The organism is Leptospira borgpetersenii serovar Javanica (genome assembly GCF_003046425.1).
Classification (GTDB): Bacteria; Spirochaetota; Leptospiria; order Leptospirales; family Leptospiraceae; genus Leptospira; species Leptospira borgpetersenii.
Genome location: NZ_QAJG01000035.1, coordinates 1 through 14,341 on the forward strand (window position 1 = coordinate 1; position 14,341 = coordinate 14,341).

A 14,341-nucleotide genomic window follows, 5' to 3' on the forward strand; every position below is an offset into this window, starting at 1 on the left:
ACTTTAGTTTGAAAAATTCAGGCGAAACGCTTTTTATAAAAACGTTTCAGCTCGCGAATGATTCGCCCAAACTTTCTTATATCGAATTCACGTTAGTATAGTTTCTTTTGTTTGCTTTTTTGTCTCCGTAAACTGCATTCTAAATTTGTGATGCAATAACTCCTCCGCTTCTGTCCTCAGTCCTCTGAACGCGAAAAGTAGTTTGTTTTTCTAATACAGCTTGCTTTTCTGTCTCCGCAAACTGCATTTTAAATCCGTGATGCAATAACTCCCCCGTTTCTGTCATCAGTCCTCTGAACGTGGAGATGTTTGTGAATCAATGGAATCGGAGTTACAAAAATGGACGCTAATTTTTGGCACCAAAAATGGGAAAAGAATGAGATCGCTTTTCATGAAAGCGAGGTCAATCCGCTGTTAGTGGAAAACATCGATAAATTGTCTTTGGCTGAAAACGGTAGAATCTTTTTACCGCTTTGCGGAAAAACGCTGGATATTGCTTGGTTGCTTTCAAGAGGCTTTCGTGTCGCCGGAGCAGAGTTGAGTAAAATTGCAATCGAACAATTATTTCAAGAGTTGGGAGTTGAACCGAAGATATCGAAAGCAGCGGAACTTGAACGTTATAGCGCGCATCATATCGATATCTTTGTAGGCGATATTTTTCATTTAACTGCTGCGTCGCTCGGTTTTGTAGATGCAATTTATGACAGAGCGTCCTTGGTTGCGCTGCCGGAAGACACGAGGAAACGTTATGTGAAACATTTGATGGAAATCACAAATACGGCTCCGCAGTTACTGATCTGTTACGAATACGATCAAAGTAAAATGGCGGGACCTCCTTTTTCGATTCGTAGTGGAGAAGTGCAGAAACACTACCGGAATCATTATCATTTCAATTTGATTGTTAGTAAAAACGTGGTCGGCGGTTTGAAAGGAAAATGCGAGGCTACGGAAAATGTATGGTTATTGTTGAAACAATCGACCGATTGAGGAACATGGGTTCAAGAACGAATTCGTTGGGATTTTGTTGATCTCAAAAATATCTGAGAATGATTGGAATCGGTGTTTTGAGAAAGTTAAAGAACTTGTACTAAATCTCGTCGGGCACCAATAGAAGCAAGACACTTGGAGTTTCACAAAAATTTAGAAACTCCGACGGAATTTAACAACAGAGTCGATTTGAAAGATAGTAAATAACGTGAGTCGATGTAAGAAGATTTATTTTTTTAAAAACAAGTTGGGATCTAAACTTTGTAAATCTATTCTTAAAATGTGGGAATTGCCGCAAATCACGATTTTACGAACAAATTCGAAAGAGTTTGTCCCAAAACTGTCTTCTGTAGGGAGCGGTATTACCACAACACTGTCATCAATACTCCGAATACGGGAACTCCGTCAACTTGTTGCCGCCTTCGGAGAAATTGGATCGATTTGTGGTTTCTGCATTTCTATTTCGCATAACGTACCGGATTGAAAAATCGGGGTTCTCGGGGACAAGATTTTCCAAGAGATGTCATATCTTCGAGCAGAAAAGAATCGGCCGGTTGAAACTTTAAGTTTCATGTCGCCCTTGTCCCGGGCCAAAATAGCAAAGTAGGAGAAGCGGAATTTCGTTTTTTCTTCCGATAGATTGCGGCTTTTGTAGCATTGGCGGTTCGGGTTTTGTTCGCAGGTTAGGAATGCGTTTCCGGAAAAATTTTCAAAGACTCAAGCTTTGTTTTCTAAATTATGAACCGCCGATCGATTTACTTCAGATATTTTGGGATTTTGGAAGAGTAGGGAGCACTTTTTGAATTCTACGTTTTAGGAATTTGTTTTCCTCATCAATCTTTTCAAATGGAAATATCGTGTTGAAATTTGAGATTCTCGGGTTAAAAATCCTACGCCTTTAGGGATTCTGATCTAAAGAAGCGGTGCAAAAGAAGGGAAAGTGGGCGAAAAAAGAGATCTTTTTCAATAGCGTAAATTTGCCCTTTTAAGATTGTAAAAACTCTCCTGAAACGTTTTCATGGGAAAGGTTTGTATTTTTGGAACCTCGAATCTAAAAAATTTGGATATTGAAAAGTTTTGATATTCGAAGCTTCGGATTTTTTTTAGATTTTTAAAAAATTCATTTCCAGTTTATGAAACTTTTCTAATTGATATTAATTCTCAAATAGATTTCAAAATAAGTGTAAAGGAAAAAGTCTTTCATTTTCGTTTACTTGCAATTTTTCACAGAGGCAAAAATCCTGTTTCCAATACCAATATTGTAGGGACTTCATACGAATGAATAACAGAGCACTGAAACTTTCGGTACCGCTCATTGCCATTGCGGCCGTAGCGTATCTGGTTTTCTCTCCCTCCAAGTATGTTGGGTACGCGCCCGATCAGCCCATACCCTTTAATCATAAGATACATGCCGGAGACAATAAGATAGACTGTAAATACTGTCACACCGGCGTAGAAACCTCAGCGCACGCCACAGTCCCATCCACTTCCACTTGCATGAACTGTCACTCAATGGTAGCAAAAGATACACCTTTGATCAAAAAACTTGCTAAGTCGTATAACGATAATAAGCCGATCGAGTGGATTAAAGTTCATGATATGCCGGATCATGTTCAGTTTAATCATTCTCGTCACATTTCGAGAGGTGTGGATTGTTCTCAATGCCACGGTAACGTGACGGAGATGGTAAAGGTAAAACAAGTGGCTTCCTTGAACATGGGATATTGCGTGGATTGTCACAGAGAGAACAATGCACCGACCGACTGTTCCACTTGCCACAGATAACCGGGAGTAATATTAAGATATGGATCAAAAAAATTTCCAAAAAGAAAAAAAAGCTCACTGGCTGTCTTACGATTTGAGAGACAAAAACGAAGAAGTCAAAGAGATGCAAAAAGCCGAATTTTTCACTTCTCCCGATCCTTTGATCGCGAGAATCAAATCCGGAGAATTCGATCGTAAATCCTTTTTGAAGTTGATGGGTGCGGGAGTTGCAATGACTTCCCTCAATTGTATTCGTAAGCCCGTTGAGAAGATTGTTCCTTACGTGGATCTCAACAAAACGGATGAAAACGCCCAATATGATTTTGTAAAACACGGACATTCTTATTACTATGCTTCCGTGGTTGCGGGAACCGGTGTTCTTATAAAGGCGAGAGATGGTCGTCCTTTAAAACTGGAAGGAAATCCGGATCACCCGGTTTCTCAAGGCGCGTTAAGCGCCGCGGGTCAAGCTTCCATCTTCGATCTTTACGATCCGGATCGTGCGCAAAACCCTGCGACCATCGAAGGTGGAATTCCAATGAACTCCGATTGGGCCACCGTGGACGCGAAAGTGAAAGCGGCTCTTACAGCTAACAAAGGCAAGACGGTTGTCGTTACAAAACCTTTGGATTCCCCTTCCACGAAGTCCATCATCGGGGATTTTCTTCGTACGGTTGGTGGTGGGAAACACTACGAAATCTCCCTTACTTCCGCGGAAGAGGTCGTTTCGAAAGGACAAGCCGCTTCTTACGGAAAGGCGCTCATTCCGAACTATCATTTCGATCTCGCAAACGTGATCCTTTCCATCGATTGCGATTTCATGGGCAACTGGCTTTCTCCCGAAGAACATCAAAAAGATTTTTCCAAAAGAAGAAATCTGCGTAACGGTGCGAAAGACGTTAACTTCTTTGTCGCGGCGGAATCGATTCCGACTATGTCCGGTTCCAACGCGGATCTTCGTCTTCCGATTCGTCCCGGAGACCAAACCAAACTCGCTCTTGCGATCATTGCCGCTTTGCATGATCTCGGCGCGGATACAAAGGCTTCTCCTTATGGGGAAAGCGTTTCTGACCTCGCTAAACAATTAGGCGTGAGCGAAGAAAACATCCGCAAAACCGCAAAGGCTCTTTGGTCCAACAAAGGAAAATCCCTCGTGGTAGCGGGAAGCCTTGCGGCTTCCACAAAAGATGCAGTGGAGCTTCAAGTTCTTGTCAATTTTATTAACGATTTACTGGGTAACGACGGTAAGACGATCGATCATTCCAATCCTAAAAAAGAAGGCCTTGCGGATTATTCCAACAATCTGAATTCTCTTGCGGTCGAACTCAAAGCGGGCAAGGTGGGGGTTCTATTCGTAAACGACGTAAACCTTGTTTATCAGGCAGGAGAAGAATGGAAAAATCTTCTGCATCAATCCGCTCTGGTTGTCGCGTTAAACGATCGTGCGGACGAGACTGCGCTTGCGTCTAATGTACTTGCTACCACCACTCACTTCCTCGAATCTTGGGGTGACGCAGAAGTTACGAAGGGAATTTTCTCCATTCAACAACCTGCGATTCGTCCTCTTTTCAATTCGCGTTCTTTTGAAGACAGTTTGATCGCTTTTGCGGGCGGTTCACTCGGTGGCGAATCCAGCTTCTATGAATACGTAAAAAATTCTTGGACCAAAAAACTCGGTTCGAAACAAAGATGGGAAGACCTTTTGAGAGCGGGAACCACTGTCAAGGCTTCCGAGCGTAAGAAGTTCGCGAGTCCTTCCAGAAATTTCAACCGTTCTTCTTTGAAGAAGATCGAGTTCGCTTCTTCCGGTCTTAAACTCGCGTTGTATGAAACATCTGCGATCGGAGACGGTAGAGCGGCGAACAACGCTCAACTTCAGGAACTTCCGGATCCCGTAACGAAAGTTACTTGGGACAATTATATTCTAATTTCTCCGGCTCTTGCAAAAGAGAAGAAGATTTCTTCCAACGACGTCCTGGTTTTGAAAACGGCGACTCAGACAATCGAACTTCCGGCGCAGATCCAACCTGGTATGCACAAAGAAGCGATCGGAATCGCGGTCGGTTACGGTAGAACTGCAGCGGGTGCGGTTGGAACCGGGGTAGGTAAGAACGCTTACGGTCTTTCCGAAAAAGGTGTTTATTCCGGAATCGCTATCACTTCTCTCGAAAAAACCGGAAAAACCTACAAGTTGGCCTGCACGCAGCATCACCACATGTTGTCTCCGGGTTTCAGTTATCCGGATCGTCCGATTGTTCAATCGACTACCATCGAAGAATATCGCAAAAATCCTGCTTCCGGTAGGGCTCCTTCCGAAATTCCTAAGATCCTGAAAGACGGGAAACTTGTGAACGCTATGGGTGCAAATCCTACGTATCCTTACCCGGGTTACAAATGGGGAATGAGCATCGATCTTTCCTCCTGCACTGGTTGCGGTTCTTGTGTGATTGCTTGTCAAGTGGAGAACAACATTCCGGTCGTAGGCCGTGATGAAGTTCGCGTGGGTCGCGAGATGCATTGGCTCCGAATCGACCGCTATTACATCGGCGAACCCGATCAACCGGAAACCCTGCAAGTCGCTCACCAGCCTATGCTTTGTCAACAGTGCGACAACGCTCCTTGTGAAACCGTTTGTCCGGTTCTCGCAACCGTTCACAGTTCCGAAGGGATCAACGATATGGTTTACAACCGTTGTGTGGGAACTCGTTACTGCTCGAACAACTGTCCTTACAAAGTGAGACGTTTTAACTGGATGCAGCATTGGTATAACGGAGCGGAAGGCTCCAAAGCCCCTCGTTACTTGGGACTCAACCCTGAGGTTGCGGTTCGCGGTCGCGGGGTTATGGAAAAATGTAATTTCTGCTCTCATCGAATCGCGGAAGCGAAGATCGCGGCTAAAAACGAAGGCCGAGTTCTCAAAGACGGCGAAGTCAAAACCGCATGCCAGCAAAGTTGTGCGGCGGATGCAATCAGCTTTGGTAATACAAACGATAAGGATTCGGAGGTTGCGAAACTTTCTTCCAGTCCGAGATCCTTTCGTGTCCTCGAATATCTGAACGTCGGTCCTCAGGTCGCTTACCTGACCCGGGTCAGAAGCTCAATTTAATGGAGTAACGTAAAAAGCTATGTCAATGTCCAACGCAGTCAAAGAAGCCCTGGATATCCAGCCTCTCGTAACCGGCGGTAAGTCGGTTCGGGACGTTACCGAGGATATCTTAAAGCCCGTAGAAGCGTTCCCCACTTCTCTATGGTGGAAGGCTTTTCTTCTGGTTCTTACCATTACAGTTGTCGATTTAGCGATCATCGGATATCTGATGTGGGAAGGTCTTTATATCCTCGGGATCAACAATCCCGTGGCTTGGGGATTTTTCATCGTCAACTTCGTATTTTGGATCGGGATCGGTCACGCCGGAACCCTGATTTCAGCCGTACTTTATCTGTTCCGCCAAGAATGGAGAACCGGGATCAACCGTGCAGCGGAAGCGATGACCATCTTTGCGGTATTGACCGCGGCTTCCAACCTGATCATCCACATCGGAAGACCTTGGGTGGGATTTTGGTTGTTTCCGTATCCGAACGAAAGAGGACCTCTTTGGGTAAATTTCCGTTCTCCTTTGATTTGGGATACGTTCGCGGTTTCGACTTACTTAACGATCTCTCTCGTGTTCTGGTATATCGGTTTGATTCCGGATATCGCGGCCGTAAGAGACCGTTCCAAAGGAGAAATGAAACGTAAGATCTACGACATTCTTTCCTTAGGTTGGGTCGGTTCCAATAAGGCTTGGTCTCACCTCGAAATGGTAGCGATGATTCTCGCGGCCCTTTCCACTCCTCTGGTTCTTTCGGTGCACACGATCGTATCCTTCGACTTCGCGGTTTCCATCCTTCCCGGGTGGCATACTACGATCTTCCCTCCCTACTTCGTTGCAGGGGCGATCTTTTCGGGATTTGCGATGGTTGTGACTCTGATGGTGATTGCAAGAGAAGTATTCAACCTGAAAGATTACATCACGATGAAACACTTGGAGAACATGAACAAGGTCATCATGGTTACCGGTTTGATCGTGGGTCTCGCTTACTCCACCGAGTTTTTTATGGCTTGGTATTCCGGTAACGAATACGAAGGATTCACCTTCGTAAACAGAGCCTTCGGTCCATACGGCTGGGCATACTTCATCATGTTCAGCTGTAACGTGTTTTCTCCACAGGTATTTTGGTGGAAAAAGCTCAGAACCAATATCCCGATTATGTTTGTCATTTCCATCGTCGTAAATATCGGAATGTGGTTCGAAAGATACGTGATCGTTATGACGACTCACGCGGACTTCCTTCCTTCCAGCTGGGATATGTATATCCCGACCGTTTACGACTTCATGATGCTCATCGGAACGTTCGGAATCTTCTTCACGTTGTTCCTTTTGTTCTGTAGAATCATGCCTGTCATCGCGGTTGCGGAAGTGAAAACCGTTATGCCTCACAAAGACGGAGGACACCACTGATGTTAAAACCTCATAAAGAACAATTTCATACGTTCGAAGAGACAAGCGCCGGAGTATTCGGGCTTTTCGACACCCCTGCGGAAATCATCGCAGCGGCGGCAAAAACCAAAGAGAAGAATTACACGGGCTTCGATTGTTTTACTCCGTTTCCGGTTCACGGATTGGACGACGCGATGGGAGTTCCCCGTTCCGGTCTTCCTTGGGTGACTTTTTTCATGGGACTGTTCGGATGTGCTGTAGGTTTCGGAATGCAATATCTGACTCACAAGTTCGATTGGCCCATCAACATTTCCGGTAAAAATTTGAACGCTTGGTTTGCATACATCCCGATCACGTTCGAATTTACCGTGTTTATGGCCGGAATCGGAACCGCGGCTGCGATGTTTTTCCTAACCAAACTCCCAAAAGTGAATCGGAGAATTTTACATCCGGATATTACCACGGATAAGTTTGCACTCTGGATTCCTTCTTCTTCTAAAGGTTATAAGGAAGACGAAGTCGTAAATTTTATCAAGAGTCTCGGCGGAAAGAACGTCGAAGTTGTGAAATAGGAGCGGGGGCAAAATGAAATATGATAAGAACTTGTCCCTTATTGGACAGAACCTGGAGCGTAAAATGCGTGGCACTGAATTCCGATTTTTCCGCTTTTCAGTGATCGAAAACTTAAGCGTAAAGACACTCTGTAAATCGCTGATTTTCCTTTTCGCAGCTGTTCTTTTCTGGAACTGCGAATCTAAAACGCCTCCTCTGGAATATTTTCCGGACATGGCGGATTCTCCGGCAAGAGAAGCTCAGGAAGCGGATCCGATCGCACATAACGGAGCGGCTTCTAGAATTCCTCCGAAAGGAGCGGTTCCAGTTGGATACTATCCGTACGAATATCTCGGATTGGATGTAACACAATTACCAAACAAAGGACTTGCAAATCCTTTTAAAAGCGACTTGGCGAATCTCCAAAGAGGAGAGGCCAAGTACCAAACGTATTGTTCTCCTTGCCACGGTGTAAGAGGTGCGGGGAATGGAACCGTCGTAGGTCCAGCTCCGAGAATCGGTTTTCCGGTTCCTGCCGTAATCTCGCCTAAGATCCAAGGATATTCCGACGGACAAATCTATCATGTGATCACTGCCGGTTGGAGTAGAATGAAAAGTTATGCTTCTCAAATTTCCCCGGAAGATCGCTGGAAAATCGTTCTCTATATGAGAAAACTCCAGGAATACGATAACAGAACGAAAAAAGACGTGGTTAGGAACTAAGAATCATGGAAGTTAAAGTCGAACAAAATCTGATTCACTTCAAACTCGACTCCAAGACCCGCAGTGCCCTTTTCGGGATGATCGGGATTGGAGTTCTAAGTTTACTCATCGGGTATTTTACCCTTTCGCACACTCCTCCTCGGCACGAGGGTGGACATTCCAACCCTGCTTGGTCAGCGTTTTTAATCGGGACGTTCTTTATCACCGGAATCGCTCTCGCGGGAGTTTTCTTTACCGCGATCAGCAACATTACCGGCGCTCATTGGTCCATTACTGTAAGAAGACTTAGCGAGGGATACGGTTTGTTCCTTCCCGTCGTTGCTGTTCTGCTTCTAATTACTACAGTCGGAATTCACGATCTCTACGAATGGAGCCACGAAGAAGTGGTCGCGCACGATCATCTTCTTCAACACAAGAAACCTTTGTTGAACACTCCTTTTTTCGTGATTCGTATGATTCTTTTCGGAGCGGCTTGGTCCGTGTTCGGTTGGTTATTCCACAAACGTTCTACTCAACAAGACAGCGATAAGGACGTTTCTCATACTCAGTTCAACGCGAAACTGGCCGGAGGATTCATCGTATTCTTCGCTCTTTCTTTCTCCCTCGCTTCTTTTGATTTGATCATGTCTTTGACGCCACACTGGTTTTCAACCATGTTCGGAGTGTATTGTTTTGCCGGAGCGTATCAAGCTGGACTTTCCACTCTCATTATCATGATCTACTTTCTGAAAAAGAAAGGTTATCTCGGCAACCTTGTAAATGAAAATCACATCCACGATATCGGCAAGTTTATGCTCGGCTTCTGTGTATTCTGGGCTTACGTTGGGTTCTCTCAGTTTATGTTGATCTGGTATGCGAACATTCCGGAAGAAACTTTTTTCTACGAGCAGAGATTGACCGGCGGTTGGGAAGTGTTCACTTACGCTCTTCCTTTCATCAAGTTCGTAGTTCCTTTTTTGCTGCTCTTAAACAGACCGAACAAAAGAGACATCAACTTCCTCGTGAAAGTGGCGATCTGGATCGTATTTACACAAGTGATCGAAATCTATTGGCTGGTGTTTCCGGCTAATTTCGAAAACTTCCAACTTTCCGGACTGATCGTAACACTCGGAGCGGTGATCGGTTTTATCGGTCTTTTCGGTTTCGTAGTGTTGAAACGTTATGAGTCTGCCGCTCTAATCCCGGTAGGAGATCCAAGGTTGGATCAATCCTTGCACCATCATCAATAAGAGAGGAAGAAGAATGAAAAGGAATATTACACTTGTCGTTTTATTGATAGGGGGCGGGCTTTTTTTAGGAGCATGTTCCAAATTAGCACAGGTTACAAATCATAAGAATTGTGATCCGTCCCTACTGAATCCTTCTCTGGAACCTACGGTTCCCATCTTCTCGGAGGCGGATGCAACTTCGGTTATAAAGGAGAGGATCACGCCGGGTTCCGTGGTGAGAGTATATGATTACAGAAATCACGAAGCGAATCCGAAACCGTTTGTTCGTATTAAAACCGAAAAAACCGAAGGGTGGATCAATCCTCGCTGTTTGGTCATAGGGCAGGATCCGTCCAAATCCGTTTTTACTTGGGGGGCCCGCAAAGACTATGTTCATTTCTATAACCCTGAAGATCACGAGCATTATCCAAACGGATACGAATTCAAGGAATATGCTTCTCTTCCAAAGGATAAGGTTCCATTGGCGGAACTTGCGCCTGAACTAAAAAAATAAACTCACCCTTAGTCAATAAATATCAAGGAGTTCCATGTCGCTTCGGGAGAAGGACATGGATTTTTTTTTGCCTATTTGGTTTTTGAATAATTCAACAAGCGGGCGTTCGAAAGAAGAATCGTACATTTCGAATATTATAAATCTTTAAACAGCATTTTGCGCGACGATTTTGCAGAATCAACACCTTGTGCGGGTTGATTTGTGGATTAGTGATTAAATAAATTAATGAAAATCACTTGTCTTTTGGGCTGATTTTCGTTCTATGGATTACAAAAGATGAGCGCTTTTTATTCGGTTTTTAAGCGTAGAATTGATCAAGGGATAATTTTATAAAATGGATAAGCTGATAAGGAAAATTTTAACGGTTGTGTTGGTTCTTGCGATGGTCGGTTGCAGCAGGCATTATTACGTGAAGGAGTTTCCTGTTTCCGGGAAAGCTAAAGTGGAAAAGGCTCCTAAAATTGTATATCTCGGTTTTAGAACGTATCAATCCAGAATAACCGGGTCTGCGAGCAGAAGGACTACGTATACAGCCGAGTTAGTCTATGAGACTAGAACCATTCCGAAGTTGGAAAACGGTGTTTTTATTAATCAGCTGAAAAGCAGCGGGTTTAGAGGTGATATTCCTTCCGATAAGGTTCAAGCTTTTGCAATGGAATATCTGGGCGCAGTAAAATCAAGCGGCGCCTTGGAAATTTCCACATTGGTCGATGTGGAAAAAAAGGGCGGCGACGTAAAAATATTTAAACTCAGAAACTTTCCGGTGGATTACTATGTGATCGGAGTTCATGGGCCTGCGTTTCGGAAGAATACCAATTTTGGAATCTCTGTCGTTGAAGTTTTCTCCTCCTTATTTTCGATGGTTACTTTGGGATTGATCCCGGTGTATTCGTCGGATCTCGCAAAAACGGAAGTAAAAATTTATGATAAAAATCTAAAATTAGTAAACAGTTTAGAATATGATAATTCCTATTCTACGATCGATGCGATATGGGTATCGCCGAATCCGCCTCACTGTAAAATGTTAGAGTGTACGGAGCAAATTGGTTCTCCACCTAGTATTGTTTATTCCGAAATGGGTCCGAAAATCGAAGAGGACGTTTTGAATTCGATTCAAAAACCTGCCGCCCCTGCCAATTAAAAGACGGCCTTTGTCAAAATGCAGGAGCGGAATTTACCTGCTCCGCATCCGAATGGATTCCAAAAAAAATATACGTACCTTGTATCGGGAGCTCGTCAATTTAACATGTATAACAAAGGACAACAAGACTTGCAGGCCGATAAGAATAAAATTTCTTCTATCGGCTTGAACTAAGATTTTGATGTATGTTTCTTGGAAATACTAAAGGAGTGCATCGTTTTTTATTTTTTCTTTTCGAACGTGTTGGATTCTTCTTTTTGATTGCAAAGAAGAATCCTTTAGGAGAATTTAATATGAGAGGCGGATCAAACGAAATTTAGCTCCGCTGATTTCGGAAAATCTATGAGATACGATCAAAAATTTGGATTTCTTATTTTTGTCTTTTTGTTTCTTTTCGACTGCAATTATCGTTACTACGTGCAAAAAACCTCCATTGAAAGCGGATCGATTCCGAACCTGCCTAAGGTGAAAATCGCTTACATCGGCTTTCGTCCCTATTTTACGGAAATGACGACTTCTTCCTCGGAAACGAGGGTTTATACGGCCAATCTGATGTATCCCGATCGGACTGTATTCAAATTTCAGAATGGAGTTTATGCATCTGATTTGAAATCGACGGGATATCGAAAGGACGTTCCTTCTGATAAAGTTAAGAAATTCGTTCAGGATTATTTGAACGAGGTAAAGGACAGCGGCGTTCTTGAGCTGACCTACGTAACAAGCGTCGAAAAGAAAGGAGAAGAGCGAATTTTCAAATTGAAGGATATAGGTGCGGATTATTACGTAATTGGAATACATACTCCCGCGTTTCAGACTTCGAAACATTTCGGTAGTAGTATGCTTCAATTGTTCTCTTCTATTTTTTCCGTGATAAGCTTCGGGTTGATTCCGAGTTATGCGTCTTTGCAAGCGGGGACCGAAATTAAAATTTATGATAAAAATTTAAATCGACTTACTTCCATCAAATACGATCATGGATATTCGGTTTTGGGTGCGGTATGGGCATCCTCCGTGCCGGAAGAGTGTCATAGAATGGGGTGCAACGTTCTCAAACAGGTGACTTCTCCTCCTAAGTTCGTATATCAGGAATTAGGGGCTCAATTCGAGATGGATGTCGTAAATTTTATACAAGCTCGATCTGTATTCCGCAAATGAAATGCTTTCGTAAAAAGAGTTTTGCCTGGGTTTCTTTGGACTCAGTGCTACTCTTTTCTATGTTTCTTGTGTCAAGCCCTTCCGCAATTTTTATTAATAAGACCATAAAATTTAAGTTTATCGAGCGACCCATAAGGAGCGAGATAGTCGTAGCGAGCGGAGCGTTATGCGAAGACTCTTAGCGTAGCTGAGATAAGCGGGACCCATAGGGAGTTCTGCACTTTAGTTCAGGAAAGCTCTTGGTCTTCAATTCTTCAGATCATCCCACAAATTGAGTTGGAATAGTAAGAATCTAAAACGCATATTTTTTCAAGTGTTCCGACAAGAATGAGGCTTTTTACTTGCAAAAAGTATGATTTTCTGATAATGGAAAGTCCCCAAGCTTTTCTTTCCTCCACCCAAAATTAGGGAAAACTCATGCAACGCTCTCTATAAATCATTTGCAGGTGTAAGTTTTACAGTGGATTTGTCGTAATTCCGACAGATTTATATTGAGATCCAAATACTTGTGGGTAAGGATATGCAAAACGTGGGAGGGGCTGAGCCTGTTTCACAGAGGATTGTCGGAGTTCCGACGGATTTCTTCAGGTCGAAGTAATTGTGGGAGATGCTGAGTTCCCTCGAGTGACTCGTCGAACCAAGAATATCATATTCGGAAACTGTATTATGTTCAAGAACCATGCTAATCTATGGATCACAGCATAATAATCGTTTTCACATTGGTTACGCCAAACTCGTATAGATTCCTATCCGCTAACCTCTAATCGCACGGATTTTAATTTTCCCGAGAAAAAATGGAATTGAATTCCGCAGGAAGAGAAACTCGTGGGGACTCGTAGGATTCTGGAATTAAAATTTTTTTGTCGTAAAACCGGAGTTCTATTCCGTCTTTCGTTTCTTCCAAAAAAGGGCTCAGATCGGAAAGACAATTGCGATCTGGTCTGAATTTTAGTTTTTTATGATTTACGCTTCTTGCAAAAAGGCAACCGTTTACGTCTATGGCAAAAATCAGATCTTTTAGGGCGTATGAAATATCGGACTCTGCAAGGAAGCATAACGTTCCTTCTGATTCTTTGCATGCTATCAAGTGAATCGGATAACCTTCCAATTCCAAATAACCGTTTTCCGTCAATTCTCCGAAACGATTGTCGATATAGATTCCGAGTTCGTCTTCGCGAAGATTTTGGCGAAAGTAAGCGAGTATTTCTTTTTGATCGATTCGATTTCCTTGAAAGATCCAACGATCTTCCGAATCCACAAAAATTCCGCTGTTGAATCTGCGAGGAGGATGAGAATCGTTCCGGTCCCGGTAAATTTTCATCGTTCGTTGTCCTTATAACGGTAGGCCACACCTTCGATCATTCCCATTTCGTTGTTCACATAGCCGATTACGACTGTATTACCGTCTCCATTGCCGGATTGGATGAGAGTGGGAGGAACGTTCACGATTCCTTTACCCGTAAAAATAACACCATCCATGTGATTGGAATACAATTCTTTTTTGAGATTGATAATCAGGTAGTCAGGGATTCTTCCGTTTGCAAAGGAACGAATGATGATTTTTCCGTATATACGATATGGTTTGGGAGGAGAAGAAGTCCGGACTTCGATTTCGTTCCAGGAACTTTTATGAGAAAAACCGAATTCTTCCCTTAAAACCGTTTCCGGAATAAATTCTACGGATTCGCAAGAAAAAAGAGTGGAAAGTAGAATTGGTACCGAAAGAATCTTCGAAATCTGCAAAAGAATGCGAAATCGAAAAGAATCCGGGTACATGATTCCATTCGGAAAGACCGGAAATAAGGTGCAAGTGTTTTAA

At 43.4% G+C, this 14,341-nt stretch carries 12 protein-coding genes; 10 read left to right on the forward strand and 2 right to left on the reverse strand.

Annotated elements, in window-relative coordinates; translation table 11 throughout:
• Positions 1-339: 339 nt before the first annotated feature.
• The 10 genes from tmpT (at position 340) to CLV95_RS17225 (ending at position 12,522) form a co-directional block, all read left to right on the forward strand.
• Positions 340-987: a thiopurine S-methyltransferase gene (tmpT, locus tag CLV95_RS17180; protein ID WP_002735174.1), complete on the forward strand. Its 648-nt coding sequence runs from the start codon at positions 340-342 to the stop codon at positions 985-987.
• A 1,278-nt stretch (positions 988-2,265) separates the two neighbouring features.
• Entirely contained in the window at positions 2,266-2,772 is a 507-nt protein-coding gene (locus CLV95_RS17185) for a cytochrome c3 family protein (protein WP_002727027.1), read from the forward strand.
• Between the two features lie 19 nt (positions 2,773-2,791).
• Positions 2,792-5,857: a TAT-variant-translocated molybdopterin oxidoreductase gene (locus CLV95_RS17190; protein ID WP_107695037.1), complete on the forward strand. Its 3,066-nt coding sequence runs from the start codon at positions 2,792-2,794 to the stop codon at positions 5,855-5,857.
• Between the two features lie 25 nt (positions 5,858-5,882).
• Complete coding sequence (gene nrfD, locus CLV95_RS17195; RefSeq protein ID WP_002727039.1) at positions 5,883-7,250, forward strand: NrfD/PsrC family molybdoenzyme membrane anchor subunit; 1,368 nt, start codon at positions 5,883-5,885, stop codon at positions 7,248-7,250.
• The gene (locus CLV95_RS17200) at positions 7,250-7,801 is read left to right on the forward strand and encodes a DUF3341 domain-containing protein (RefSeq protein WP_002735150.1); all 552 of its coding nucleotides are present in this window, start codon (positions 7,250-7,252) and stop codon (positions 7,799-7,801) included. Before nrfD ends, CLV95_RS17200 begins: the two co-directional genes overlap by 1 nt.
• Before the next feature lie 13 nt (positions 7,802-7,814).
• Positions 7,815-8,504 carry a c-type cytochrome gene (locus tag CLV95_RS17205; protein ID WP_002741933.1) on the forward strand — a complete coding sequence of 230 codons (690 nt, stop codon included), beginning with the start codon at positions 7,815-7,817 and terminating at the stop codon, positions 8,502-8,504.
• Positions 8,505-8,509: 5 nt separating this feature from the next.
• Positions 8,510-9,733, forward strand: coding sequence for a hypothetical protein (locus CLV95_RS17210; protein WP_002727025.1), 1,224 nt, complete (start codon positions 8,510-8,512; stop codon positions 9,731-9,733).
• A 13-nt stretch (positions 9,734-9,746) separates the two neighbouring features.
• Entirely contained in the window at positions 9,747-10,226 is a 480-nt protein-coding gene (gene lsa16 / locus CLV95_RS17215; protein WP_002727045.1) for an E-cadherin-binding lipoprotein adhesin Lsa16, read from the forward strand.
• A 334-nt stretch (positions 10,227-10,560) separates the two neighbouring features.
• Positions 10,561-11,367 carry an Lp29 family lipoprotein gene (locus CLV95_RS17220; protein ID WP_002727001.1) on the forward strand — a complete coding sequence of 269 codons (807 nt, stop codon included), beginning with the start codon at positions 10,561-10,563 and terminating at the stop codon, positions 11,365-11,367.
• Positions 11,368-11,751: 384 nt separating this feature from the next.
• Entirely contained in the window at positions 11,752-12,522 is a 771-nt protein-coding gene (locus CLV95_RS17225; protein WP_308417700.1) for an Lp29 family lipoprotein, read from the forward strand.
• Positions 12,523-13,297: 775 nt separating this feature from the next.
• Here the strand turns inward: CLV95_RS17225 and CLV95_RS17230 are convergent.
• Both CLV95_RS17230 and CLV95_RS17235 read right to left on the reverse strand, forming a co-directional pair.
• Positions 13,298-13,843, reverse strand: coding sequence for a hypothetical protein (locus tag CLV95_RS17230; RefSeq protein WP_002727048.1), 546 nt, complete (start codon positions 13,841-13,843; stop codon positions 13,298-13,300).
• On the reverse strand, positions 13,840-14,265 hold the full coding sequence (locus tag CLV95_RS17235; protein ID WP_002735192.1) for a hypothetical protein: 426 nt from the start codon (positions 14,263-14,265) through the stop codon (positions 13,840-13,842). Before CLV95_RS17235 ends, CLV95_RS17230 begins: the two co-directional genes overlap by 4 nt.
• Positions 14,266-14,341 lie beyond the last annotated feature (76 nt).

Bases quoted from the DNA above. Each gene is read 5' to 3' on its own strand.
- tmpT (WP_002735174.1), top strand. From the start codon at position 340: ATGGACGCTAATTTTTGGCACCAAAAATGGGAAAAGAATGAGATCGCT.
- CLV95_RS17185 (WP_002727027.1), top strand. From the start codon at position 2,266: ATGAATAACAGAGCACTGAAACTTTCGGTACCGCTCATTGCCATTGCG.
- CLV95_RS17190 (WP_107695037.1), top strand. From the start codon at position 2,792: ATGGATCAAAAAAATTTCCAAAAAGAAAAAAAAGCTCACTGGCTGTCT.
- nrfD (WP_002727039.1), top strand. From the start codon at position 5,883: ATGTCCAACGCAGTCAAAGAAGCCCTGGATATCCAGCCTCTCGTAACC.
- CLV95_RS17200 (WP_002735150.1), top strand. From the start codon at position 7,250: ATGTTAAAACCTCATAAAGAACAATTTCATACGTTCGAAGAGACAAGC.
- CLV95_RS17205 (WP_002741933.1), top strand. From the start codon at position 7,815: ATGAAATATGATAAGAACTTGTCCCTTATTGGACAGAACCTGGAGCGT.
- CLV95_RS17210 (WP_002727025.1), top strand. From the start codon at position 8,510: ATGGAAGTTAAAGTCGAACAAAATCTGATTCACTTCAAACTCGACTCC.
- lsa16 (WP_002727045.1), top strand. From the start codon at position 9,747: ATGAAAAGGAATATTACACTTGTCGTTTTATTGATAGGGGGCGGGCTT.
- CLV95_RS17220 (WP_002727001.1), top strand. From the start codon at position 10,561: ATGGATAAGCTGATAAGGAAAATTTTAACGGTTGTGTTGGTTCTTGCG.
- CLV95_RS17230 (WP_002727048.1), bottom strand. From the start codon at position 13,843: ATGAAAATTTACCGGGACCGGAACGATTCTCATCCTCCTCGCAGATTC.